Genomic DNA, 24,953 nt, shown 5'->3' on the forward strand with positions numbered 1-24,953 from the left:
TCTCTCTCCTTTTTTCGTTAAAACTTCTTTAACTTCATGCAGTTTAACATCATGCTCAGATCACTTCAAAGAGCATCTGAGGTCATTTAATCCCTGTAACCAGATTGTGATGGCGAATTAAGGAACAAATGTACGATGTTCTCTTAAATCATCCAAATACATCGCTTTCTTTGGCACATTCAATTCATAAAAACACAAAACCCCGTACAAATACACGCTTTGTACGAGGCTTTGACATTTTGAAAATTGGGTTAAAATCATAATGCCGTTCGAAGAGCTCGTATAAGCTCCTCAAGGCTTTCCGTATCCGTCTGTTGGACTAACGAGCTTCGAATCCCTTCGCATTGCTCTAATGCTGCATCATGCATTTGCGCTGCATAATGCTCAAGGACTTGTTCCGAGAATGCCGAGTAATGGGTGACGAATCCACGCTCATGTTCCTGAACAGCTGCTTGAATTGAATCCACATAGGCCGATTCCATCACTTGGCGAAGACGCGCTTTGCCTTCCCCTTCGAAGAATGACTTCGGATTTTTGAAAATGGACCAGATTTCTCTGAAATCCACTTCCGGTGAACGCAAGTTCTCATCCACAACGGGTGGAGAACTCTGTGGTGACAGTAACGCACCCATCTCGAAGGACGGCAGCACGGTCTGAACGTCTTGGATCGCTTGTTCGGCATGGCGTGCAGCCATTTTTAACGCAGCTTGCTCAATTCGGATCGTCGTTGCAAGCAGCTCTTGAGACAGTTCCAACGCGATCAGTCGATGGATTTCAAGGACACAGCTCTTTAGCGCGAGCTTCAGATCCTGACTGTCACTTCGCAGCGTAGCCGGGTTGAATGCATAATTAAACAAATCACTGAACCGATAGCGAATCCGTTGCTTCACGTAATAGAGCAGCTCTTGCGTTTCTTTGGACAGCAGCGGCGCATCGACTGCAGCTTGCCGTTGTAACCCGGCGCAATATTGTCCCGCTTGCTGTTCGCTAAGTTGGAGCTCTGCAAGCTGGCGCTGCTTCTCTTGCTCATCCGCTTGTGCCGCATCGATCCATTGACGAATCATTCGCTCTGCTCGGACAAGATCTTGCTCACCCGATTGAATCGCCAATTGTCCCAGCTCCTCAATCGTAAACCGAATAAATTCTTGCTCGAATGCAGGTAGGCCCGATGCGATATATCCCGGTTCATCGCTGTTCAATTTTGCGTCAAGGGCTTGAAGGCTAGAGACAGGGTATAACCTTGGGAACCGAATGCCATATTCCAAAAGTTGGTTCTCAACATAAGTTAATACTCCCTGCAATTCGTCATTAGAACCCGCCAAATCCGCTGCATTTACAATAAAGAACATTTTATCAAGCTCAAATGCATCTTTCACCCGTCCAAGCTGTTGTAAGAACTGCCGATCCGCTTGGGAGAATGCATGATTATAATAGGTAACAAAAAGAATCGCGTCCGCATTCTTTATATAATTAAACGACACACCTGTATGACGCGCATTGATCGAATCCGCTCCCGGTGTATCCACTAAGACGATCCCTTGATCGGTTAGTGGACAGCTGTAATGCAGATGAATCACGCTAACAAAACAGGATTTATCTTCCTCTGCGACATAAGCTCGATAACGCGGCAGATCCGCTTGGAAGCTCTGTCCGAGAAGTGATTCCGAAGCAACCCAACCTTTGGCGACAGCCTTCAGGAAGCTGTAATGCGGTCGGCCCGCTGGCTGTACCTGCTCTGGCTTCAGGCTGCGGATGATCTCCAGCAGGCGTCCTTCGGACGGCATCTCAAGACCAAGCATGGATAACGAGAAGGCGATATCTTCGAGCATCGCATCGCGAGTCTTCATGATAATCTCAGCGGTTCCATGCGGAAAGTCTTCGGTTGGCGCCATCAACTGATTGATGGCAGCCGTCGTCGGGTTCGGCGATACCGGCAGGACGTCCTCGCCAATGAGGGCATTGGCAAAGGAGGACTTCCCTGCGCTAAACGCGCCGAACAACGCGATCGTGAAGCGGCTATCCTCGAGCCGCTCTGCTTTGCGCGCAAGCCCTGCCCCGAGCGATTTCATCGCGGGGTAGGGCGCGAGCAGCGCCTGCGCGCTGCGCAGCCGCGCTGCCGCTTGGCGCGCGTGCTCGCGTGCGGGGGCAGCGGCGCTGGCCACGGGCGCCGCCACAGGCGCGGCCTGCGCCGCTGTGGCGCGCTGCGCTGGCGCGGCCGGTGCCGCAGCGCTAGCTGCGCCAGGCGCAGCAGCGGCCGCGTCGGCGCTGCTGCGCGCAGGCGCCTGCGCCACATCCGGCAGCATGCCGGATGTGGCTGCGCCCTGCGGCGCCGCGCCGAGCGCACGCATGCGCTTCGCGTGCGCGCGCTCGCTGTGCTCAAGGCTGCGCAGCTCTGCGAGCGCAGCCGAGCGGGCGAGCAGCTGCGTATGCTGCTCGCGAACACCAGCAGCCTGCGCCTCCAGCCCTCGGCGCAGCTGCTCGAGCAAATCTTCCGCAATCGCTAGCGCCTGCTTGCGATAGAGCGCCTTGGCGTCTGTGCTGATCTGCTTCGAATAATTCATTGTATATTCATTCGTGAACGAGGCACCCTCGCTGACACCGGCTGCAAGCCACTCCGGGGTCAGTTCCCTCGACACCTGAGCGAACGTCGACGCCCAGTCCGCTTCCGGCACACCGGATAGATCCGAGAGCTTCCGCAGCAAATCCCCCACATGCCAATCAACATGGGCAGTAACCTGCTCCATGAAATGATCATACAGCGCCTTTAAGCGCCGTGTCTGCTCTTCGATCGTCTTACCCGCCGTAAACAAGAATCCGACCTTGAAGCCCGGTTTACGACTTTGCAGATACGTATCCGCCAAATCACGCGTCTGAGCAGGGATAATGTTCGCCTGATCCAATAGTCGATTCAGTTCTTCCCTAAACTGCGCTTGAACGCTGCTTGCTTCACCTGCTAACCGCTGCTCTTCCGCCTCTAATGCTGCGAGCTCCTCTGCAAGTCGAGATGCCTGTTCGGACCCTCCCATTCGATCCATCAATTCCTGCTTCTTTGGCTCCTGCTGCGAAGCAAAGAGTCGCAAATGCGCTTCAACGACTTGTGCCGCAGAACCTATGATACTATGCTCTCGCAATGCCTCCTGACGTGTCATCAAGGCACTCATCAACCAGTTTAGCTTCTCCCACTCATCGTGAGGATGTTCTGGATGCTTCAGAGACAGATAGAGAATACCCGCCGGCTTAATGTTCCATGCCGCAAAAGCCTGCTCCACCCCCGTACGGTACGCTTCGAAGGACAGCTCCCGTTCTCGATGCTTGTCAATTTGATTCACGATCAGATAGATCGGCTTGCCCCAATCCGCCAATTGCTTCGCGAACGTAAAATTAATTTCGGACTGGACATGATTATAATCCATGACATAGAATACAACGTCAGCCAGATGCAGTGCCGACTCCGTCGACATCCGGTGCGCATCATCTGTTGAATCCACACCAGGCGTATCGAGCAGCGTCCCATGTTCGCCAAGGATTGCAATTTGCTCATATAGATCAACGGATTCAAATTCTACCCCGTTCACGCAGTACGCTTCCAGATCATTGAGAGGTACAGAGATTTTCTCCCCTACTGCGCCTGGTTTCGTCGGCATCTTCGTAATTATCGCTTGTGGCTGGCCATTGTGAATCCGCACCAAGTTGGCGCTTGTCGGGATCGGACTCGAAGGTAGAATACGTTTCCCGCAGATTCGGTTAATCAGACTCGATTTCCCTGCCGAGAAATGCCCACAGAACGCAATCGTAAATTGTGCCTGTCCCCACTTCTCCATCAGGTCCTTCATTTTCCCTGCATGAACCTCATCGCCCGCTTCTGCTAGCTGCGCTGCGAGCGGCTCTAGACTTAACTTGTAAACATTTTGTAATTCGTTAGTAGTAAGTACACGCATCGCTATTCTCCCCGACAAAAAATAAAACCGAATCTCACGGCATTCGGTTTCCCTGAATTTTCCGTAAGATTTCGGTTTCTAGTGTACCATATTTTGTTCTTCTGGAATAAAGATTTCAAAAACTTTTCCATGTTGTAGAATCGTAATATTGCCCGCTTTGACTTTCATCACGACAACTTCAGGCTTTGCTTTCATTTTCTCAAGGTAATGTTCAGGCACGCTTCCCGAATCACTCACCGTTACGCCTTCAATTTCAGTCTCTTCGTTTTCTTGTAAGTTCGTCCCCATTACGGTCTCGTAGATGTCAGAGAACAATTCGAAATTGTCCGTGTACACTGAGATGCATTTCATGTCATTCATCCTCTTCTTTGTTAGATTGCTTTAATCCTTATCTTTCCTTACTTGGATAGGTTTCATACGTTTTTTGCCTTCACGGCAAATGCTGAGCAACGGACAACTTTCACATTTCGGGTTCTGCGCTTTGCAGTGATATCGACCGAAAAATATGATTCTATGATGCGTGAGCGTCCATTCTTCCTCGGGCACACGTCGCATCAATTTTTTCTCCACTTCAAGCACGGAATCCTTCCAATTCGCAAGGCCAAGTCGTTTCGATACACGTTCAACATGCGTATCGACAGCGATCGCCGGAACACCAAATGCATTCGACATGACAACATTCGCTGTCTTTCGACCCACACCTGGGAGCTCCACAAGCTTATCATGCGCTTTGGGCACTTCGCCATTATAACGCTCTAGTAGCATCATGCACAAGTGTTGAATGTGTTTTGCTTTGCTGCGAAATAATCCAATGCGGCGAATATCTTGCTCTAATTCCTCGATCGGCACCGCGATATAATCTTCAGGCCTCCGATATTTCTGGAACAAATTCACAGTCACCTTATTCACCGTTTCATCGGTACACTGGGCTGACAACAATACAGCAATCACTAATTCGAACGGATTTGAATGATTCAATTCACAATGCGCATCAGGGAACATTTCACCAATGGTATCCAAAATATGCCTCACGGTCGCGTTATTCATGTCTCATTCTCCCCTCTACTTGAACATAAAACCGCCTTGACGCGGGGCTTCCACATCAAGACGGTCATTCAGATGCAGCCTAAAGGTAATTTGATTTAATCCCTACAATTTCTCAATCTCGATGACCTGATTATTGTTGAAGACGAGTAGAATTTGATCTGCATCAGTCAAGGACTGCAGATTTAATAGGGAATCCCCTTTATGAACATAAACATTCGTCACAAAATTGAATTTATAGTTATTATCCGATAGTGACGCGCGTTGTACATAAATTTCATTCGCAGAAGCGGTGTAGCGAGCGAATTTGCGGCTTAACGTATCTAAGACACGCACAACCGTATTTCCATCCGCATCAAGACGCACTTCGACACGATCTGATGTCGATAAGCTATTGATGTTCGTACTGATCGCTTGATTGCGAATAATCTGATAGCTAGCCGTCAGCTTCATTTCTTTCTTCTGACCGGAGAAGTCTTTCAGCGTAATCTTGGAGTTCGCAGCATCAATAGATTCCACTTTACCATAAGTGAGTGTTACTTTGCGAACCAATTCAGGAACATTTCCTGAAAAATTCACATTTACGATTTGGCCCGGAGCAAAATCCGATGCTTTGAGCGCTGTACCGTTCTCATCGAGCAGTGATACACCATCATTCACTTGTTCGATATATCCCGTGCTGGATTTAATCTTGAGCATATTTCTGCTTGCATCAACCGAATAGACTTCGAATTGCGCTTGCGATTTAATGGAGATACGGCCGACTTTATCTTGCGTTGTGCGAAGTTGTGCCGAGATTATATCGCCAACTTTCACATCCGATAACGATGTGCCACTGCTCTTACCATAGACGAATACTACCGCTGAGCTATCATATGGCAATGTGATCGTCTGACCCGCATCTGTCATAAGCGTTAACGTCTGTTTCCATGAATCCAAGCTGAGTAATTTCCCATCATATTTATATACTTTTTGCAACGTTAGAATTTTATCGCCAAGAACAGTCAGATTGACTTTCGTCTTCTCTGGAAGCTGTGCTTCAAGATCTTTGAGCGTAATATTCCCTGTTCCAAAGTCAAATTTCGTCGTCTCTGTCGCGTAGAAGGAGAAGGCTTTACCTTTCGCATTCGTTACCGTCAACAATTGCAATTTGGGATTGTATCCAGCTACCGTTAATTCTTGCAGCTGCTCCATTTTACGACCAACGACTTGGATTTTCGAGATACGGTCATCCGGTGTAATGGTCATTTCAATCACGTCACCATTCGTATCATCCGCGATCAAATCTGCAATCGTCGGTGTCTTGATGCCGTCAACTACAACTTCAACTTTGTCTGCGAGGAGATTCACTTCCGGACGGGAAGTCCCTTCCTTCACATAAGTCACCAGCTTATTCGCTGTGCTGATGTTGATTAATGTACCGCGTACGGTTCTCGCACTGGTCTGCTTCACTTCAAGCTGCGTCACTTGACCATTCTTCACGACATAGGAAATAACGTCATTCACTTTCACTTCAGCTAGACTTTTCAGACGTTGATCTTGATAGAGCAACATGGCATCCGGCGAGAGCGTCAAGGTCTCTTCCACGTTGGATGCATCTCTTACTTTGAATGTCTGTTTCGCAACATCGATCGACGTCACAGTACCTGCGCCTGTCTTATTCACGGGTGCAGATTTCACTTGAACAAGAACAACTTTCTTCTGACCGGAGAACGTCTCACGCTTAATATCTAACGTACTGTCTGGCGCAATATCCTTCGCAGACATCGCTTTGCCATTCTGATCCAAGAATGCTGTGCCTGCATCAAAATCATACGTAACATAATCATCATTGCTCAGAACAGTAAATTTCGTACCTGTGCTATGCAGACGTTGGAATTTACCCTCTACGGATTCCAGTTGAATCTTCGAATCGATCACTTCAACATAGCCTGCTGTACCTTGGGTATCAATCACTTTCACTTTCGTATAGGCTTGTACGGTCGATGCAGGTACGGATGTCTCCGAATCTGCTGTGTAATAGGAAGTTCCTTTTAACGTAAAGTTATGAATCTTGCCATCCTCTCCATACAAGCTAAGCTCGGAATCCGACAAGCTCGTAATGACACCCTGATAGACATTGTCATATTTGATATTCGTATGTTGATCCCCACGACTGAAGAAAGTAGCCAATTGCGCACGCGTTACATTCCCTGCTGGGTTGAATTTATTGCCTTCCATCCCCGTCGTGAGCTTCAGATCAAGGGCTACATTAATATAGCCAAGCATGGAAGGGGAGATTTTGCTGTTATCTGCGAATGTCGTTGCTTTATTCATCGCAACCTTTGCTTCAGCCTGTTTGTTCAATGCGCGAACGAGAATTTTCGTGATCCATTCGCGTGAAGCTTTTTTCGAGCCCCATGCCTCTTTCGAACCTGCAGGTGTCATTTCTTCATTTTTATCAAGAAGACCTTTGGAGAACGCAAGCGCGACATACGGTTTGAAGTAGTTGTCCACGACGAATCCGCTCTGGAACGCTACAGACGAAGTCGCATCCAAATCCTTCTCTAGATTCATATAACGAATCGCCATCGTGACCGCTTCTTGCTGCGTAACCGGATCGTTTGGTCTGAATTTGCCGTTATTTCCAAGAAGAATCTTCTCTAGCGCAAGCTTCGTAATATGCTTTTCTGCCCAGAACCCACTCTTGACATCGCTAAACAAGGCACTGCCGCTGCCTATAGATGTATTGGTTGAAGATCCGTTTGTAGTACCTGTATTTCCAGTATTGCCAGTATTACTTGTGTTATTTGTATTTCCTGTGTTGCTTGTGTTGTTATTTGTGTTACTTGTGTTCCCTTTATTCGCATCTGATGTCGAATTATCTTTGCTATTCGTTGTCGAAGTAGATGAATTTCCATTAGCCGGTGTTACCGCTGCGTATGCACTTCCTGCCGCACCGAATACGAGAACCGCTGATAGAAACAATGTGACGAACTTTTTAGACATGATGTGACTCCTCTCTCTATGTAACCTATTAAAAAATGCTAAGTATAATAAATTCAACAAAGAAGCAGGAAGATCCTGCTTCTTTCTCTTAATTTCTGCTAAAAGGATGTTCTAATTCGACATGACCCATCAAAGAATCGACAGATTTTCCATCGACAAGAATATCTACTGTTTTTACTTCATCAAACTGAAAGCTCGTCTTGAGCAGCGCTTGAAGCGCCAAATCTTCTCCAGATGCACCCAAATGCGCATCTTCCGGAATTTTCACATCAACGGTTAATGCACCATCATCTTTCAGCGTTGCAGATAGGAATTCGGATTTATCCCACAATGCAATCAGCTTCTCGTCATCCGTCTGTTGCAAAGTCTTCAATGCGGCCAGATACTTAGCTTTCGCATCGCTGAACTTGATTTCCGTGTCCTTCGGTACGAGATTCAAGATCTGATCATCCGTATAGAATGATTGAATTTTCAATGTCTGCTCAGCTGGCTGCACAACCTCAGTCTGATCTCCCGGCTGTGGATCGGCAGATTTCTGTCCGCATCCAGCCGCAATGGCTATCGTTAATAATAATGTGCTAAGTACTAGAATCGTTTTCTTCAAAATTCTCACCTCGTATTAGGACTTTAATCCCAAATATTGTTTAATCCCATCTTTAATGGATTGGGCCACACGATACTGGAAATCTTCCTGGTAGAGAGCCGATTCATCGGTTTGATTCGTTAAGTAACCTACCTCTAACAAACTTGCCGGCATATTGGTCTCACGCGTAACATGCAGACTTTGTTTGCGAACGCCTCGATCCGGTAGTCTGGTGCCTTTTACAAGGTTGTTGTGCATCACTTGCGCGAATGCCTTGCTATCATCTCTGGAGTAATACGTCTCCGTACCACTGATCGATGACTTGTTAATACTGTTCGCGTGAATGGAAACAAATAAGTCCGCATGATGCTGCTTTGCAAAAGCAACACGCTCTTTAAGCTCCAAGAACGTATCGTCTGTACGTGTGAGAATAATCTCTACGTCAGGATCGTTCTTGAACACTTCTGCCACCTTCAGCGCCTGTGCAAGATTGAAATCCTTCTCATTCCGCTTATTAAGGCTGATCGCTCCAGGATCCTTCGCACCATGCCCTGCATCAATCACAACGATATATTTGCCGGAGTGCGGCGGGAGCGTTCCCGTTCCATCGTCCTTTCCCGGATCCGGACTGCTGCCATTCAGATCAACGACAACTGTGTTAGGATCCTTCGTTGTATATACGGAGAAGTTTTGACTTTGTTTCATATCAATGACGACCCGAACTGTGGCTGGGTTATCGCTATATTGCGAATAACGGATTTTCTCAACAACAGGATGATCCTGAACAATGAATTCAGCTTGTCCACTCGAGGCGAAATTCTGCGTCTTCGAGAAGGCATCCGAGAACTTTGAATTCGGAATATCGACGACGATACGATCAGGACCGGTCAACCGCTGCTGTGTTGGCTTCAGATCCCCTTTACTCACCCCAATAATCAATCGGTTATCTTCAAAGGACATCGTCTGGATTTCGGACAATTCAACTTTTGAATCACCTGTACCTGTCGAACCGCCTTGATCTGGGTCCGGCTGTGTTACCGGCGGCTTCGGCTGCGTTACTTCAGATCCAAAATCCGATGTGAAGAGGTAAACCGACTTGGTCTCATTCTCCCAATCTACAACAAGTCCCATCGTCTCACCAACGAAACGAAGGGGAACGAGCGTTGTATCTGATTTAATGATTGGAGCTACATCAAGATTTACTTTCTTGCCATTGACTGTTGCCCATTTCTGGGACACTACGAGTTCTATCGTCTTCTTGTCATTATGTATGGTTACCGTGCGCGTCTTCTTATTCCAGTCAACCTGGAAGCCAAGTTCCTCAACGACTACACGAATTGGAATCATCGTCGTACTCTTAATCATCTGCGCTTCTGCGGACGGAGAGAGTGACACACCATTGAGATACAAATGCAATCCCGCACTCGCATGACTTAAACTCGGTAACATGAACAACATCAAACAAAAAAACACCAATGTACCAATTTTCTTCATCCTTCACCCCTGCTTTTCATAGATTTACTTGCGTGAACAACGGTATCGAAAGCCTCGACACCTAACAAATTATTAGACGTCCATTTGTCGACAAAAGTTGCGGTAACTCAACAAAAAAATGAGCCCCAACCCTTTATCTCCAAAGGAATTGAAGCTCTTCCATAATCTATCAAATCAAATTATGCTTGAAATCCTAGATACACATTTATCCCGTCTTTAATCGATTGCGCAACGCGATTCTGGAACTCTTCCGTAAATAACACCGCCTCATCCGAGAGATTCGATAAGTACCCAACCTCTAACAACACGGCTGGCATAGTCGTCTCACGCGTCACATGCAAGCTCTTCTGGCGTACACCGCGATCAGGAAGCTGTGTCGCTTGTACCAGCTTGGCATGCATGACTTGTGCGAATGCTTTACTGGCATCCTCTCGCGTATAATAGGTTTCTGTCCCGGATATTGTAGGTTTGTTCTCTATACTATTCCCATGAATAGACACAAATAAGTTCGCCTGAACCTGTTTCGCTAACGCTACACGATCAGTCAGTGTTGGATATGTATCGTCTGATCTCGTCAGAATAATTTGAACATTCGGGTCATCACGGAATAAATCTGCGACTTTAAGGGCTACTGGTAGATTGAAATCTTTCTCGCGTCGGTTGTTCGGGCTGCTCGTGCCCGGATCATTACCGCCATGCCCTGCATCTATGACGACGATATATTTGCCTGATTGCGTTGGAGTAACAGGCTGTCCCGCACCTGGGTTTGTACCTACGTCAACATTCGCTTGATTAAAATCAACGATGATTGTGTTGGGATCATTCGCGGTATATAGACTAAAATTTTGGTTCTGGTTCAAATCCAGCACGATCCGCACGGTCGATGGATTGTTGGAGAAGAGCGAGAAACGGATTTTACTGACAACGGCATGATTTGGCACTTGGATTTCTCCTTGTCCGTTCATGCCAAAAGTAGCGCTTTTGAAGTACGAATCTGCAAATTTCGCGTTCGGCACATCAATGACAACACGATCCGGATTCGTCAACCGTTCCTGCTTAGGCAGTAACCCGCCTTTACTGACGCCGATAATAAGACGGTTATCCTCGAATGTGACAGACTGTACGTCTGTGAGTTCACCCATCTTCACCTCTTCAGATAAATCCTTGTCACTCGATGCTCCTGAATTTGCAGGATCTACTACACCGCCCTGGTCTGGCTCTGGCAATGTTGTCGGTGGCGTGGGCTGTGTCACATCGGAACCAAAGTCGGAGGAAAATAAAAAAACCGATTTACTCTCACTTTCCCAATTGACGACGAGACCCATCTGTTCTCCGACAAAACGGAGCGGAACAAGCGTCGTATCCTTTTTGAGTGACGGCGGCATATCCAGTGTGATTTTCTTATCGTTCACTGTCGCCCATTTCTGATCAACGACGAGCTGAATCGTCTTCTTATCATTATGTATAGAGGCCATACGCGTCTTCTTATTCCAATCTACCTGGAAGCCAAGCTCTTCGACGACAACCCGGATCGGGATCATCGTTGACCCCTTAATCATTTGCGCTTCTGCAGACGGCGAGACAGACTCTCCATTGAGATATAACTGCAACCCCGCTTCCGCATGCATCATACTCGGCAACAAGAACAACATCCAACAGAACAAAACGACAGCGCCTATTTTTCTCATCCGATTCTCCTGATCTTCATAGATTTATATTCTATCAACACAAAAATGATAAGACATGACACCTTCTCACAAGAATAGACATCCAAAACTTTACAAAAGTTGCGCGTTATAGTAAATATAAAACAAAAAAAATAGAGCTTCAACCCTCTAATTGTGAAAGGATTGAAACTCTTTCTATTCAATAGATAAAAATTGATCGTTTATGCAAGATTACGCTTTTGCTCGTAAGCTGAGATTTTATCTTCGTGCTGCAGTGTTAGACCGATATCGTCAAGTCCTTGAAGCAAGAATTGACGGCGATGCTCATCCAAGTCGAATTGAATTTCCAGACCGAACTCATCTGTAATTTTCTTATTCTCAAGATCAACCGACAGCTGGTAACCTTCGAGCTCCGCTGTACGCTTGAACAAATCTTCCACCTGCTCTTCTGACAATTTGATTGGTAGAATCCCGTTCTTAAAGCAGTTATTGTAGAAAATATCTGCGAAAGACGGCGCGATTACGCAGCGGAAGCCATAATCCAAGATTGCCCACGGTGCATGTTCACGGGATGATCCGCAGCCGAAGTTCACGCGAGAGACCATAACGGAAGCTCCCTCGTAGCGCGGTTTGTTCAATTCAAACGCTGCATTCACATCGCCATTCTCATGGAATCTCCATTCATAGAATAGAAATTGACCGAAGCCAGAGCGCTCAATACGTTTCAAAAATTGTTTTGGAATAATAGCGTCCGTATCCACATTTACGCGATCGACCGGTCCGACAATCCCTGTTAGCTGTTTAAATGGTTCCATCGTTATTTCCCCTCTCGTCCATCATCTTCCGAATCTATTCTATTAGTTCGCTGCTTTTAGTTCCCAATCACGTACATCAACGAAATGTCCTTTGATAGCCGCTGCTGCTGCCATCGCTGGAGATACCAAGTGCGTACGACCACCGCGTCCTTGACGTCCTTCAAAGTTACGGTTCGAAGTCGAAGCACAACGTTGTCCAGGTTGTAATACGTCTGGATTCATCGCAAGACACATACTGCATCCTGCATCACGCCATTCAAATCCTGCCGCTGTGAAGATTTTGTCCAAACCTTCCTTCTCGGCTTGAATCTTAACACGACCAGAACCTGGAACGACAATCGCAGTTACATGGCTCGATACTTGGTAACCCCGAGCAATTTCTGCTGCTGCGCGCAAATCTTCAATCCGACCATTGGTGCAAGATCCGATAAAGACATAATCAATACCGATCTCAGAAATAGGTGTACCTGGTTTCAGATCCATATATTCAAGAGCTTTTTCAGCTGCTTTACGTTCATTCTCGGAAGAGAAGTCATTCGGATTCGGTACCGTTGCCGTAATATCTGTACCCATTCCTGGGCTTGTTCCCCAAGTCACTTGAGGGATCAGGCTGTCGACATCGAAGTCAACAACTAGGTCATACGTTGCGCCATCATCGGATGCAAGCTGTTTCCAAGCCGCTACCGCTTGATCATAGGCTTCACCTTGCGGTGCGTATTCACGGCCGCGCAGGTATTCGAATGTTACTTCATCCGGTGCGATGAGACCCGCTCTGGCACCCGCTTCAATAGACATGTTGCAGACCGTCATACGTTCTTCCATCGTCAAGGAACGAATCGCTTCACCTGTGTATTCGATAACATAGCCTGTTGCGAAGTCTGTACCGTATTTCGCGATAACGCCAAGAATCATATCCTTCGCAGTTACGCCTGGTTTACGGTTGCCGACAAATCGAACTTCCATCGTTTTGGCTTTCGCTTGTTGTAGACATTGTGTTGCAAGTACGTGTTCTACTTCACTCGTACCGATCCCGAATGCTAATGCGCCGAATGCGCCATGCGTTGATGTATGGCTGTCGCCGCATACGATCGTTTTACCTGGATGCGTTAATCCAAGCTCTGGACCCATTACGTGAACAACCCCTTGATCCAAGCTGTTCAAGTCAAAGCAAGTGACACCGAAATCTGCACAGTTCTTCGATAGTGTATCGATTTGCTGCTTCGAGATGGGATCTGTAATGTTAAAACGGTCTTTCGTCGGTACGTTATGGTCCATCGTTGCAAAAGTCAGCTCTGGACGGCGTACTTTACGATTGGACAAGCGAAGTCCTTCAAATGCTTGTGGAGATGTTACTTCGTGAACCAAATGAAGATCAATATACAAAACACTTGGTTTGCCTTCCTCTTGATGAATCACATGATTTTCCCAAATTTTCTCAAACATCGTCTTTTTCGCCATTATCATTCACCTCTTCATCGAATCGAAACCATATAGATTTGCGGTTATTGCTGATTTCCGTACGCAAATCTTTTCTTTGAATGAATCATAGCATTTCCATTTCGATTGCTCCAAGATATAATAACTATAAGTGTTATAGGTTTTCGTTATAACAAAAACTCTTTCGATGTACTTCGCAGAGGAGTGACCGCGTTAAGAGATAGTTTTTAATGCCAAATAGAATTAACGATACCGTTTTATTTAGACGAGTTTCCATTCTATTGTGGTAAACAATTCGAAGAAGGGGACCCTTAAGATGGAATTACGTCAATTACAATATGCCATTCAAATCGCCGCAGAGCGAAATTTCTCCCGGGCTGCCGAGAAGCTTCATATCGCACAGCCTTCCCTTAGTCAACAGCTCTCGAAGCTCGAGAAGGAAATCGGCGTCCTCCTTTTTCAAAGAAACACCAACTCCGTCGAGCTAACGCATGCCGGTGCAGCGTTTATCAATCAAGCACAGAAAATTATCGATGCCGTCGATCAATTGAAGCAAGAAATGGCAGATATCTCCAATACACGAACGGGAAAAGTTGTCGTTGGAAGTATGCCGATCACGGGTTCTCATATTTTGCCGCATGTGCTGCCCGTCTTTCAGGAGAAATATCCCGATATCGAAATGGTTCTTGTCGAGGATACATCCGCAGATTTGGAGAAATTGACGGCCAACGGTCAGACCGACTTCTCACTGCTATCCTTGCCTCTCCAAGAGCCGTCTTTGGCATACGAGCCTGTTATTGAGGAAAAAATCGATCTGGCCGTGCCGCCGAACCACATCCTTGCTGCTCTCTCCAATTGCAATCCAGAACGACTCATCCGCATCGAAGATCTGAAGGACGAGCCATTCATCATCCTGAAGAAAGGGCAAGGCTTCCGTCAGATTACGATTGAATTATGCCAAGCGGCTGGATTTACACCGCGTATCGTCTTTGAGAGCAGCAATATGGAGACGGTACAGTCGCTCGTCGCCGCCGGCATGGGCATTGCATTCGTCCCTCACTTCATCGCACGTGCGCGTCGTAGTGAGTTCATCCCAACCTATCTGCCGCTGGAAGATCCGTCGCCCAAACGAACGCTCGTTATTGCCTATCGGAGGGGACGTTATCTTTCCAAAGCCGCCGAAGCATTCATTGAAGTGTTCAAGACGACCATTCAACAACAATTTCAATCTTCATAAGATAAACCTGAACCTACATCAAACAACGTCTGACCGCTTTGATCAGGAATTCGAACGGGTAGCTTACCCGTCGGCATATTCAAACCGAGCAATGTACGAACACCTGCGGGCAGATTCGCCGTTGCACGATCCCCGTAGACAGCGACGAATGCAGGAATATCAGGGATATATCGAATATCATAAGGCGCGCCGACTGCGAGGACGGCCGCTTTTTGCTTTGCTTTTCGAAGCTGATTCCATACCTTGCGCACCGCATCTCGCTGCTTCTTATCCGTGTTCAGATTCCTTGTTACGAGGAGGATCGAATCCGATGCTCCGATCTGCTGCTGCTGTGCGGCTGTTAATCCGCCTGTGATAGGAAGGGTGACAATTTTCTTGAATCGAGCCTGTCCTTCCTTCGCAATAATCGCACTAAACTGTCGCTGCATTTCTGGCAGTAAAGACGATGGACCTAGAATGTATAATGTAGTGTTTGTATTGATCGTGAAAGGCAATAGATGATCTTGATTCTTGAGCAGTGTCGCAGCATGCTCGGCAATTGCAAGCTCTGTCTGCCTTGCTTCTTGGTCTTGCATCGCCTTTTGAGCTAAGCGGAATTGATCAACATACGAGGTTGGCTTATGGGCTTCTAGCAAGCCGTACTTTTGTTTCAATTTCAAGATTCGCTCCACACTGGCATTGATACGATCCTCTGTAATGACGCCCTGCTTTACCGCGTCTGTTAGCCACTTGACGGAGGCATCGGGATTCGGTGGCATCAATAACAAATCAACCCCAGCCTGAACCGCCTGCAGTATGGCCTCCTTATCACCGAAATTCGATGAGATGGCTTGCATCTCTAAGGAATCAGTTACGATAACGCCTTCAAATCCAAGCTCTTCTCGAAGAATCTTGGTTAGAAACGTATGCGATAATGTCGCAGGAATGTGAACTTTTGCGCCGTCTTTTTTCGAAATAACCGTCTTCTTCTCAATCTTCGGGAATGTAATATGTGCTGTCATCATCATATCCACGCCTTGATTCATCGCCTCACGAAATGGAACAAGCTCTACTTGATCTAGACGATCTCGATCATATGGAATGGAGGGTAGTCCAAGATGTGAATCCATCGAAGTATCGCCATGCCCTGGGAAATGCTTCACAACGGAAGGCATCCCTACCTCTTGCAAACCTTTCACCATAGCAATCCCCATCTCAGCAACTTCTTTAGGCTCTGAGCCGAACGATCGAATGCCAATGACCGGGTTGTCGGGATTATTATTAACATCTAATGAAGGCGCGAAGTTGAGATTGAACCCGAACGACTCGATCTGCTCCCCGATCAATTTACCCGTCTGCTCCGCGTAGTCCGCATTCCCTGTTGCTCCTAGCGCCATATTGCCTGCAAATCGCGGCAGCCATGGGAGACGTGTCACCACACCGCCTTCCTGATCAATAGCAACCCAGATCGGCACCTTCGTTGAAGCGGATTTCAAATCCGTGATCAGCTTTACGGTCTGTTCTGCTGATTTCAGATTGCGTTGGAACAAGATCACCCCGGCATATTGCTGTTTCCTAAGTTGGGATCCCGCCGCCTGATCGGCTTCGCGTTGTAGCGTGTCTAGATCGACGATCATCATTTGAGCAGCTTTTTGAGCAAGCGTCATGGACGTAAGCTGGGCTTGGATTTCAAGATCCGCGGGATCTGGTGATGGTGAAGGGTCAGGCTCTACTGCCTCATCAGATTGGTTCACAGAAGAGTTCCCCGTGTGTTCCGAGTGATTCGGAATCGTCGGCTGTTGTGCTGCCGTCTGACCGAATATCCACGCAGGCTTTTGTACATAAACCATGGCCGAGATGACGACTATAAGACAGACACTCGCGATGATAAGCATTATTTTTCGCAATTTTCCCACATCCTTCGACAAGATTTAACGATATGAATTTATTTAAATCGGAATATATGCTATAATTTCCTTTTAGCCCTTTTTTCTAGGAGGTACTCGTACTCGTGATTCATAAAGTTGGAAGAAATGACCCCTGCCTATGCGGCAGCGGTAAGAAGTACAAAAAATGTTGTATGAACAAGAGTGAGGAGCAAAGTCAGGATACGAAGATTATTATCCCTGTCGCTCAGAAGAATGCTCAAAGCGTCCAAGCTCTTGTGGAAGAATGGTTCGCAGAATCTCCTTCCTACAACACGGTCGCAGAGCAAATTGTCGAGCATATGCAAGACAGCTATAGCTGGGATCAAATAACTGAAGCACTTCATATCTGGCACGCTTATGCAACCCAGACGTCTCCGACGATTCGGAAGGCAGAAACGTTAACCGCGGCGATCGAATATTATGTAGCCCAGACGCATGGTCTTGAGCAAGTGACTCAATCCAGTCTTGGCACGAAATATAGTGTATCCCCAGGAACCGTGTCCCAACGCGTTCAGCAAATTCGCGAATATATGAATGAGCATCCGTGCTATGATCCGTTAGATCAACGCATCCCACAACTTCGTCATATGCTAACGGAGTCTAAAATGCATCATATCGAAAAGCTTCTTGCAGAGCAGAAATTCGCTTCGATTGATGAAGCCAAAGACTATATGCTACAGCTTATCAATCAAGGGAAGATAACTCAAGGCATGAAGACGGAAACTGTTGCTGAAGAAGCACAAGAATTGCTCTACGAAGCTTGGGAAGAGCCTTCACCTGCTCGTCGTACGGAGCTTGCGAAGCAGGCGCTCGAGCTCGATGCGAATAATTGCGATGCATACAACATTCTTGCAGAGAGCGCTGTGACAACACCTGAGGAAGCTATCGGATATTATGAAGAAGGAATGCGCGTTGGCGTAAGTGCACTAGGAGCATCATTTATTGAACAGAACAAGGGACAAGCATGGGGCAGTGTTCGAATTCGCCCATACCTTCGTTCCAAAGCAGGGTTTGCTCGCAAGTGCATGGAGCTTGGACGTATGAAAGAAGCAATTCTGCATAACGAAGAAATTATCAGACTTGATCCAACAGATCATCTGCATGTGCATAATCCTTTAATTACATCTTTTGTCGAAATGAATCAATTGAAATCCGCAACACATCTCATTGAGACCTACGCTTCGGACAAATCAGTTGCGTTCGTCTATAATCGTGTACTCGTCGAATATTTAGCGAATGGCATTACACCGCAGCTTACTGCGCTGTGGACTGAGGCAGTTCAAGCTCATCCAATCGTGTCTGAACATTTACTGCAATCGAAGAAAATGCCTGCCTTCAAAAATGAAATGGTACAATATGTGCAATCACATATGCACCTCTGGCAGCAGCATGAAGCGCTTAACGCTTGGGTTAAGCAACAATGATAAAGATAAAGCTGCAATCCGCGAGCGGATTGCAGCTTTTTTGGTGTGGAACAATACGATTCTAATAATGCTGCGGCCTGCGGTCTTCGAACACAGGAATTCTGCCACGTACTTCATCAACTAAGGACAAATTAATCGTCGCTGTAAGAATCTCTTCATGACCTTGCCCTTCTACCAATACTTCGCCCCACGGATCGATGATCATCGAATGACCGAAAAACTCCGTTGTACCACTCGTACCGACACGATTACAGGATACAACGTACATTTGGTTCTCAATGGCGCGCGCTGTAAGTAAGGTACGCCAATGATGCAGACGCGGGTTGGGCCACTCAGCAGGCACGAACAATATTTTCACACCTGATAAAGCTAATTTCCGTGCTAGTTCCGGGAATCGAATATCATAACAAATCATCATCCCAGCCTGCACGCCTTCAGCTTCAAATATGCCGATATGATTGCCCTCAGCTAGATACTTCTCTTCATCCATCAAACGAAACAAATGAATTTTGGAGTAATCCGCCACCACTTCACCAGCGCGGTCAAAGACATAGATCGTGTTGTAGATCTGATCATCACGACGTTCTGCGATGGAACCTGCGATCACATGCACTTCATGTTCCTTACAGAATGAAGAAATTAACGCCTTCGTACGTTCCCCATGGACATCCGCAAGCTCATGAATTTGCTCAAGGGCATACCCTGTATTCCACATTTCAGGTAATAGAATGCAGTCCGGCTTCACATCAACCTGAACTGCTTGTTGTAATAGCTGCTCCACCTTCTTATAATTCTCATCTGGCTGCCCAATCGCAACATCCATTTGCAGAACGGACAACTTCCATTTTTGCTCGCTCATTGATCTCGTCCTTCCCTTAGTTCCATACGAACTCCTTATAAAAAATGCCAATATGCTTTGTAATAATCATAACGTGTGATGGTTCACTGTCAAGATGGGTACTATAGAACCGAAGCCTGTAAACCTGACTAAAGGAGACTATGTAATGATACGAAATCCATGGTACAAATCATTAGCTCTATGCTTCTTATTGATGGCGTTAGGCATGGGAATGTTCATGCCCCCATCCTACGCTGCCGCAACGATCGCTCAACCCAATGAGTTACAGCCCGTCCAGCAGTTCGAGTTGAAATCAGAGAAAATTGTCAAGGTTGTTCCGAACAATGACGCCTTTCAGAAAGAAGCACTGTCTTGGCTGAATTCCGCAACAGGATTATCGACGCAGCTCAGCTTGGATGACAAATGCGGATCTATTTACAAAGTGCCGTTGAAGAAAGAAATCACCAAAGAGTTCAAAGGACTCACATTTGTCGTGAGCGAAATATTCTTGATCTATTGCCCAACCAAAGATCCGCTTATCCTCGTCTTTAATAAAGAACGCAAACCTTTCTTGCTCACGTTCAGTGCAGATGTGAAGCCGTTCATTACCATGGTCGATAAAGCCCAGTAATGCCGCATCTCACCCTTGTCTCTCACTCTATACACCTTAGGTAAATCGTGCTAAATTAGGTGTATTGTACATCTCGAAGGATATGGAGTGAAGTAAGACATGTTAACGACAGAGAAAAGCGAGCAGCCGGACAGACGCGATAACGTAGCATCGGTCCACATTGAACCCGCGAAGCGAATGCAAGGACTGCCCACCCAGTTCTTCGCTAATCTTGTGAAACGCGCGAATGCGAAAGCAGCAGAAGGCCATGATGTCATTAATTTAGGGCAAGGAAATCCTGATCAACCTACACCTACCCACATTGTATCGGCCTTGCAGGAAGCTGCTGCAAATCCGATGTATCATAAATACCCGCCATTTAGCGGATACAGCTTCTTGAAAGAAGCCATTGCAACAAGATACCGTGAAGATTACGGTGTCGAGCTCGACCCGGAGACGGAGGTTGCCATTCTATTCGGCGGCAAAACAGGCCTTGTCGAGATCAGTCAAATTCTTCTCAATCCCGGTGATGTGTGTCTCGTTCCTGATCCGGGATACCCTGATTATTGGTCCGGCGTTGCACTAGCAGGTGCGGAAATGGTATTCATGCCGCTCGTTGCGCAAAATCAATTCCTTCCGGATTTCAGTGCAATCCCTGCAGAATCGCTGGAAAAAGCCAAATTGATGTTCTTAAATTATCCGAACAATCCTACCGGAGCCATCGCAGATGAAGCATTCTATACAAAGACCATCGAATTCGCTCGGCAGCACAATATCGTTGTAGCGAGTGATTTCGCCTATGGGGCGATCGGTTTCGACGGCAAAAAACCGAAGAGCTTCCTAGAATTACCGGGTGCCAAGGAAGTCGGCGTCGAATTCTATACACTATCCAAAACGTATAATATGGCAGGGTGGCGCGTTGGCTTTGCACTTGGCAATTCGGAAGTCATCAAGCTAATTAATCTCATGCAGGACCATTATTATGTGAGTCTCTTCGGTGGCATTCAAGCGGCCGCAGCGACGGCCCTTACTGCTCCTCAGACTTGTGTGGAAGAGCTTGTCGCTACGTATGAAAGCCGTCGGAATGCACTTTACGATGCGCTAGATCGTATTGGCTGGAGAGCCGTGCGTACGCCTGCGTCCTTCTTCTGCTGGCTGCCGGTTCCCGAAGGATATACATCTAGTTCATTCGCTGACCTGCTGCTCGAACAAGCGCATGTCGTCGTCGCACCTGGCATTGGTTTCGGTGAACATGGCGAAGGTTATGTCCGCGTTGGTCTCTTGGCATCAGAATCTCGACTTGAAGAAGCGGTGGAACGGATCGGTCGACTTGACCTTTTTTAGCGCCGAATTCGTCCCTTTACAAACCTCAATTTTCCATGTATTCTATTAGGAAATGAAGATCTAAACGTATTGACAGGACCAGTATGAAAGAGACGTGACGATAAGAGAGCAAGCTTCATCGGCTGTAAGAGCTTGCCGCCCACGCTTTCAGAACCCTATCCTCGAACGGTCGGCTGAAAAGCTGAACAGTGCCTTCTGTTACAAGGCGTTCAAGTTGGATGAGCAATTCATCAATTAAGGTGGTACCGCGGAAGCAGAAGCTTTCGTCCTTTATGTGTAAAGGACGAAAGCTTTTTTTGTTATATATGCATTGATTTTCAAATGAATAAGGATGTGATGAAATGCAGCGTATTGTAGTCAAGATTGGCAGCAGCTCCCTCACTTCCGACGAGGGTGGACTGAATCGTTCAAAAGTCGACTTCTTCACCAGCGAGTTAGCAGCGCTCCACGCTTCTGGTGCTCAGGTCTTACTCGTTACCTCAGGTGCCGTGGCCGCAGGGTTTCGACAAATCGGATATACAACGCGGCCCAAGCTGCTGCATGAGAAGCAAGCTGCTGCCGCTGTCGGGCAAGCACTGCTAATGCGTGCATACCAGGAGGCATTTGGTGCACAGCAGATCGGTGCAGCTCAAATTCTACTAACCCGATCGGACTTTAGTAATCGGCAGCGTATTCAGAATGCACAAATGACGATAGAAGAGTTATTGAAGCAAGGGATCATCCCGATCATTAATGAGAATGACACCGTATCCGTGGATGAGCTGAAGTTCGGTGACAACGATACATTATCAGCCTTGGTTGCGAACCTCGTTCGAGCAACAGGACTCATAATCATTACGGATACAGATGGTCTATATACCGCTGACCCTCGAAATAACCCCGATGCAGTGCGCATTGAGCGTGTTCAAGAGATCAACGAGGATATTATCGCAGGTGCCGGTGGCTCTGGATCTCTCGTGGGTACGGGCGGCATGCGCTCCAAGGTTGAAGCTGCGCGTATCGCGATGCGTGGCGGTGTGCCGGCATTCGTAGGTCGTGTTCTTGAGCCGGGTGACCTCGATATGGCTTCGCAGGGACACGGACGTGGAACGTATTTCGATACACAGCTCCATTCGCTCTCCACGAAGAAACAGTGGCTAGGCTTCCATTCCACACCGAGCGGAAGAGTCTGTGTAGATGCAGGCGCCGAACAAGCCCTGTTAGCAGGAGGCAAAAGCTTGCTCCCCGTGGGTGTGCGAGAAGTGGATGGCGACTTTCATGCGGGTGATGTGATCGAAGTATACAATCTCCATAGCCAATTGGTGGGGCGCGGGGTCGTCAATTATTCAGCTGCCCAAATGCGGAACGTCGCAGGGCTGAGCACCGATGAAGTACAGAAACGTATCGAGGTTCCTCGCATCGAAGTGATCCACCGAGATGAATGGATTTCATTGAAATGAACTAGGATTAACCATTAGGGAGGCTGAAGAATATGAGTGAAGTTCGGGAGAAATCGTCGTTAGCCAAAGGAACGCTAGTTACACTTAATCGTTTGACTGCAGCGGAGAAAAATGATGCTTTGATGAAAATGGCAGACGCGCTGATCGAGGAGCAGCATTCGATTATTGCAGCGAACCAAGAAGATTTAGAACGTGGTCGTGCGAATGGCACAAGCTCTTCGCTACTTGACCGACTCGCATTGAATGAATCCCGAATTGCGGGGATGGCGGAAGGGTTACGTCAAATTGTAGAACTACCGGATCCCATCGGTGATGAACTCGAGCATATCGAGAGACCCAATGGACTGAAGATTGAGAAAATTCGAGTTCCACTTGGCGTTATCGGGATCATCTATGAAGCGCGTCCCAATGTAACGGTCGATGCAGCAGGCCTCTGTCTTAAGACGGGAAATGCCGTCGTTCTGCGCGGTGGTTCATCTGCGATCAGCTCCAACAAACGCATCGTCGAGGTGTTGCAGCAAGCTCTTGCGAATTCAGCCATTCCAGTAGCAGCCCTTCAATTGATTGAAGATACAAATCGCGCATCCGTTGATGAAATGCTGAAGCTGAACGGACTGCTGGATGTCGTTATTCCTCGCGGCGGCGCCTCCTTGATTCAAAATGTCGTCCAGAACGCGACAGTTCCTGTGATCGAGACTGGCGCAGGCATCTGCCATACGTATCTAGACGCAACGGCGAAGCTTGACATGGCCGCACCGATTGTGATCAACGCAAAAGTCCAACGTCCTTCCGTCTGTAACTCGATGGAAACCCTGCTCGTTCATGAAGATTTCGCTGGAGCTCATTTGACCTCGATTGCGGAGCAATTGCGCAGCAACAACGTTGAATTACGTGGCTGTGAGCGTACAGCGCGTTATATCCAGCTCGATCAGAACGCTACGGAGCAAGACTATGCGACCGAATATAACGATTATATTTTGAACATTAAAGTAGTGAACGATCTCGACGAAGCATTGGAGCATATCCGTCAATTTGGAACCATGCATTCCGAATGTATCGTGACGGAGACCACGGCACATGCAGAACGTTTCTTGCAAGAAGTTGATGCTGCTGCGGTCTACCATAATGCTTCCACACGATTCACGGATGGTTACGAATTCGGCTTCGGTGCCGAGATCGGCATTAGTACCCAGAAACTACATGCACGCGGTCCGATGGGCCTCCCTGCGTTGACGTCGACGAAATATCGGATTTACGGCACGGGCCAGATCCGATAATAATATCGAATTATGTTGTAATCGAACTTACTATTTTAAGAAGAATCAGGTGAAGTAGCTATGAAATCATCCATCGTAGGACAGCAAATCTGCTTCTACGGCGCAGGCTCGATTGCGGAAGCAATCGTTCGAGGCTTACTCGATAAAAATATCGCTGCCCCAGAGCAAATGACCCTGCTCAATCGGCAGAACCAAGCACGTCTTCATGAGCTTGAAGCGCGCTATCACGTGCAGACGACGAATGAACCCACGGCAAAAGAGCAAGCTCTACGCGAAGCATCGATCATCGTACTTGCTATGAAACCAAAAGATGCAGCCGAGGCGTTAATGGAGATACGCCCACTCGTAAATCCGCAACAGCTTATCATTTCGGTCATTGCTGGATTATCGATCGGAACTATGCAGGAGCTGCTCGAGTCTCATAATCCAATCGTTCGTACGATGCCAAATACGTCAAGTACGATTGGGCTTGGAGCAACGGGCATGTGCTTCTCAGCAAGCGTGAATGCGATCCAGCAACAGATCGCGTTAAATATGTTCGAAGCCATCGGCGTCGTCAGCATTGTTGAGGAGAAGCAGATGGATATCGTGACGGGTGTTTCCGGCAGTGGTCCTGCTTACGTCTATTATCTCATCGAATCGATGATCGAAGCCGGAATACAAGGCGGACTCTCGACTGAACAAGCTAGAAATTTAACCATACAAACGCTGATTGGCGCTGCACATATGGTACAATCAACAGGTGAAAACCCAGCTGAACTCAGACGGAAAGTGACTTCCCCGGGAGGAACTACGCAGGCAGCTATTGAAACACTACAGTCGTTCCATTTCACCGAAGCATTAATAACTGCAATACACCGCGCTGCGGATCGTGCAGGTGAGATGGGCGCTCTGATCGGGAGGAAATAAGG

General features: G+C 47.3%; 18 protein-coding genes and 1 other annotated feature. Of the genes, 7 read left to right on the forward strand and 11 right to left on the reverse strand.

Annotation, left to right across the window (positions count from 1 at the left end; translation table 11 throughout):
• Positions 1–257: 257 nt before the first annotated feature.
• The 9 genes from ACFQZR_RS17445 to leuC form a co-directional block, all read right to left on the reverse strand.
• On the reverse strand, positions 258–3,938 hold the full coding sequence (locus ACFQZR_RS17445; RefSeq protein WP_379348059.1) for a dynamin family protein: 3,681 nt from the start codon (positions 3,936–3,938) through the stop codon (positions 258–260).
• Between the two features lie 78 nt (positions 3,939–4,016).
• The gene (locus ACFQZR_RS17450; protein WP_379348061.1) at positions 4,017–4,289 is read right to left on the reverse strand and encodes an NAD/NADP transhydrogenase alpha subunit; all 273 of its coding nucleotides are present in this window, start codon (positions 4,287–4,289) and stop codon (positions 4,017–4,019) included.
• Positions 4,290–4,319: 30 nt separating this feature from the next.
• Positions 4,320–4,985 carry an endonuclease III gene (gene nth, locus ACFQZR_RS17455; protein WP_314585503.1) on the reverse strand — a complete coding sequence of 222 codons (666 nt, stop codon included), beginning with the start codon at positions 4,983–4,985 and terminating at the stop codon, positions 4,320–4,322.
• A gap of 102 nt (positions 4,986–5,087) precedes the next feature.
• Positions 5,088–7,970 carry an S-layer homology domain-containing protein gene (locus ACFQZR_RS17460; protein ID WP_379348063.1) on the reverse strand — a complete coding sequence of 961 codons (2,883 nt, stop codon included), beginning with the start codon at positions 7,968–7,970 and terminating at the stop codon, positions 5,088–5,090.
• A gap of 88 nt (positions 7,971–8,058) precedes the next feature.
• The gene (locus ACFQZR_RS17465; protein ID WP_379348065.1) at positions 8,059–8,574 is read right to left on the reverse strand and encodes a GerMN domain-containing protein; all 516 of its coding nucleotides are present in this window, start codon (positions 8,572–8,574) and stop codon (positions 8,059–8,061) included.
• A gap of 15 nt (positions 8,575–8,589) precedes the next feature.
• Positions 8,590–10,047 (reverse strand): N-acetylmuramoyl-L-alanine amidase family protein, encoded by a 1,458-nt coding sequence (locus tag ACFQZR_RS17470; protein WP_379348067.1) that lies wholly within the window; start codon positions 10,045–10,047, stop codon positions 8,590–8,592.
• Positions 10,048–10,226: 179 nt separating this feature from the next.
• The gene (locus ACFQZR_RS17475; protein ID WP_379348069.1) at positions 10,227–11,735 is read right to left on the reverse strand and encodes an N-acetylmuramoyl-L-alanine amidase family protein; all 1,509 of its coding nucleotides are present in this window, start codon (positions 11,733–11,735) and stop codon (positions 10,227–10,229) included.
• Between the two features lie 200 nt (positions 11,736–11,935).
• Positions 11,936–12,529, reverse strand: coding sequence for a 3-isopropylmalate dehydratase small subunit (gene leuD, locus ACFQZR_RS17480; protein WP_379348071.1), 594 nt, complete (start codon positions 12,527–12,529; stop codon positions 11,936–11,938).
• 42 nt (positions 12,530–12,571) lie between these two features.
• Positions 12,572–13,993 carry a 3-isopropylmalate dehydratase large subunit gene (gene leuC / locus ACFQZR_RS17485; RefSeq protein ID WP_379348073.1) on the reverse strand — a complete coding sequence of 474 codons (1,422 nt, stop codon included), beginning with the start codon at positions 13,991–13,993 and terminating at the stop codon, positions 12,572–12,574.
• A gap of 289 nt (positions 13,994–14,282) precedes the next feature.
• Here leuC and ACFQZR_RS17490 point away from each other — a divergent pair, with 289 nt between their 5' ends.
• Positions 14,283–15,203, forward strand: coding sequence for a LysR family transcriptional regulator (locus tag ACFQZR_RS17490; protein ID WP_314585493.1), 921 nt, complete (start codon positions 14,283–14,285; stop codon positions 15,201–15,203).
• Here the strand turns inward: ACFQZR_RS17490 and ACFQZR_RS17495 are convergent.
• Positions 15,191–17,089, reverse strand: a complete 1,899-nt coding sequence (locus ACFQZR_RS17495) for a glycoside hydrolase family 3 protein (protein WP_379348076.1) — start codon at positions 17,087–17,089, stop codon at positions 15,191–15,193. The genes ACFQZR_RS17490 and ACFQZR_RS17495 overlap by 13 nt on opposite strands.
• Positions 17,090–17,193: 104 nt before the next feature.
• Between ACFQZR_RS17495 and ACFQZR_RS17500 the strand changes: the two genes are divergently transcribed.
• The gene (locus ACFQZR_RS17500) at positions 17,194–18,534 is read left to right on the forward strand and encodes an SEC-C metal-binding domain-containing protein (protein ID WP_379348078.1); all 1,341 of its coding nucleotides are present in this window, start codon (positions 17,194–17,196) and stop codon (positions 18,532–18,534) included.
• Positions 18,535–18,595: 61 nt separating this feature from the next.
• Here ACFQZR_RS17500 and ACFQZR_RS17505 read toward each other — a convergent pair whose 3' ends face one another.
• The gene (locus ACFQZR_RS17505; RefSeq protein ID WP_379348080.1) at positions 18,596–19,393 is read right to left on the reverse strand and encodes a carbon-nitrogen family hydrolase; all 798 of its coding nucleotides are present in this window, start codon (positions 19,391–19,393) and stop codon (positions 18,596–18,598) included.
• Between the two features lie 145 nt (positions 19,394–19,538).
• Between ACFQZR_RS17505 and ACFQZR_RS17510 the strand changes: the two genes are divergently transcribed.
• The 5 genes from ACFQZR_RS17510 (at position 19,539) to proC (ending at position 24,951) form a co-directional block, all read left to right on the forward strand.
• Complete coding sequence (locus tag ACFQZR_RS17510) at positions 19,539–20,003, forward strand: hypothetical protein (protein WP_379348082.1); 465 nt, start codon at positions 19,539–19,541, stop codon at positions 20,001–20,003.
• Between the two features lie 99 nt (positions 20,004–20,102).
• Positions 20,103–21,326, forward strand: a complete 1,224-nt coding sequence (locus tag ACFQZR_RS17515) for a pyridoxal phosphate-dependent aminotransferase (protein WP_379348084.1) — start codon at positions 20,103–20,105, stop codon at positions 21,324–21,326.
• Positions 21,327–21,386: 60 nt separating this feature from the next.
• Positions 21,387–21,600, forward strand: a binding site (T-box leader).
• 67 nt (positions 21,601–21,667) lie between these two features.
• Positions 21,668–22,765 carry a glutamate 5-kinase gene (gene proB, locus ACFQZR_RS17520; RefSeq protein ID WP_379348086.1) on the forward strand — a complete coding sequence of 366 codons (1,098 nt, stop codon included), beginning with the start codon at positions 21,668–21,670 and terminating at the stop codon, positions 22,763–22,765.
• Between the two features lie 32 nt (positions 22,766–22,797).
• Complete coding sequence (locus ACFQZR_RS17525; protein WP_379348088.1) at positions 22,798–24,042, forward strand: glutamate-5-semialdehyde dehydrogenase; 1,245 nt, start codon at positions 22,798–22,800, stop codon at positions 24,040–24,042.
• A gap of 60 nt (positions 24,043–24,102) precedes the next feature.
• Positions 24,103–24,951, forward strand: a complete 849-nt coding sequence (gene proC, locus ACFQZR_RS17530) for a pyrroline-5-carboxylate reductase (protein ID WP_379348090.1) — start codon at positions 24,103–24,105, stop codon at positions 24,949–24,951.
• Positions 24,952–24,953: the final 2 nt, after the last annotated feature.

The organism is Paenibacillus sp. GCM10027629, from assembly GCF_042676425.1.
Lineage (GTDB): Bacteria > Bacillota > Bacilli > Paenibacillales > Paenibacillaceae > Paenibacillus_K > Paenibacillus_K terrigena.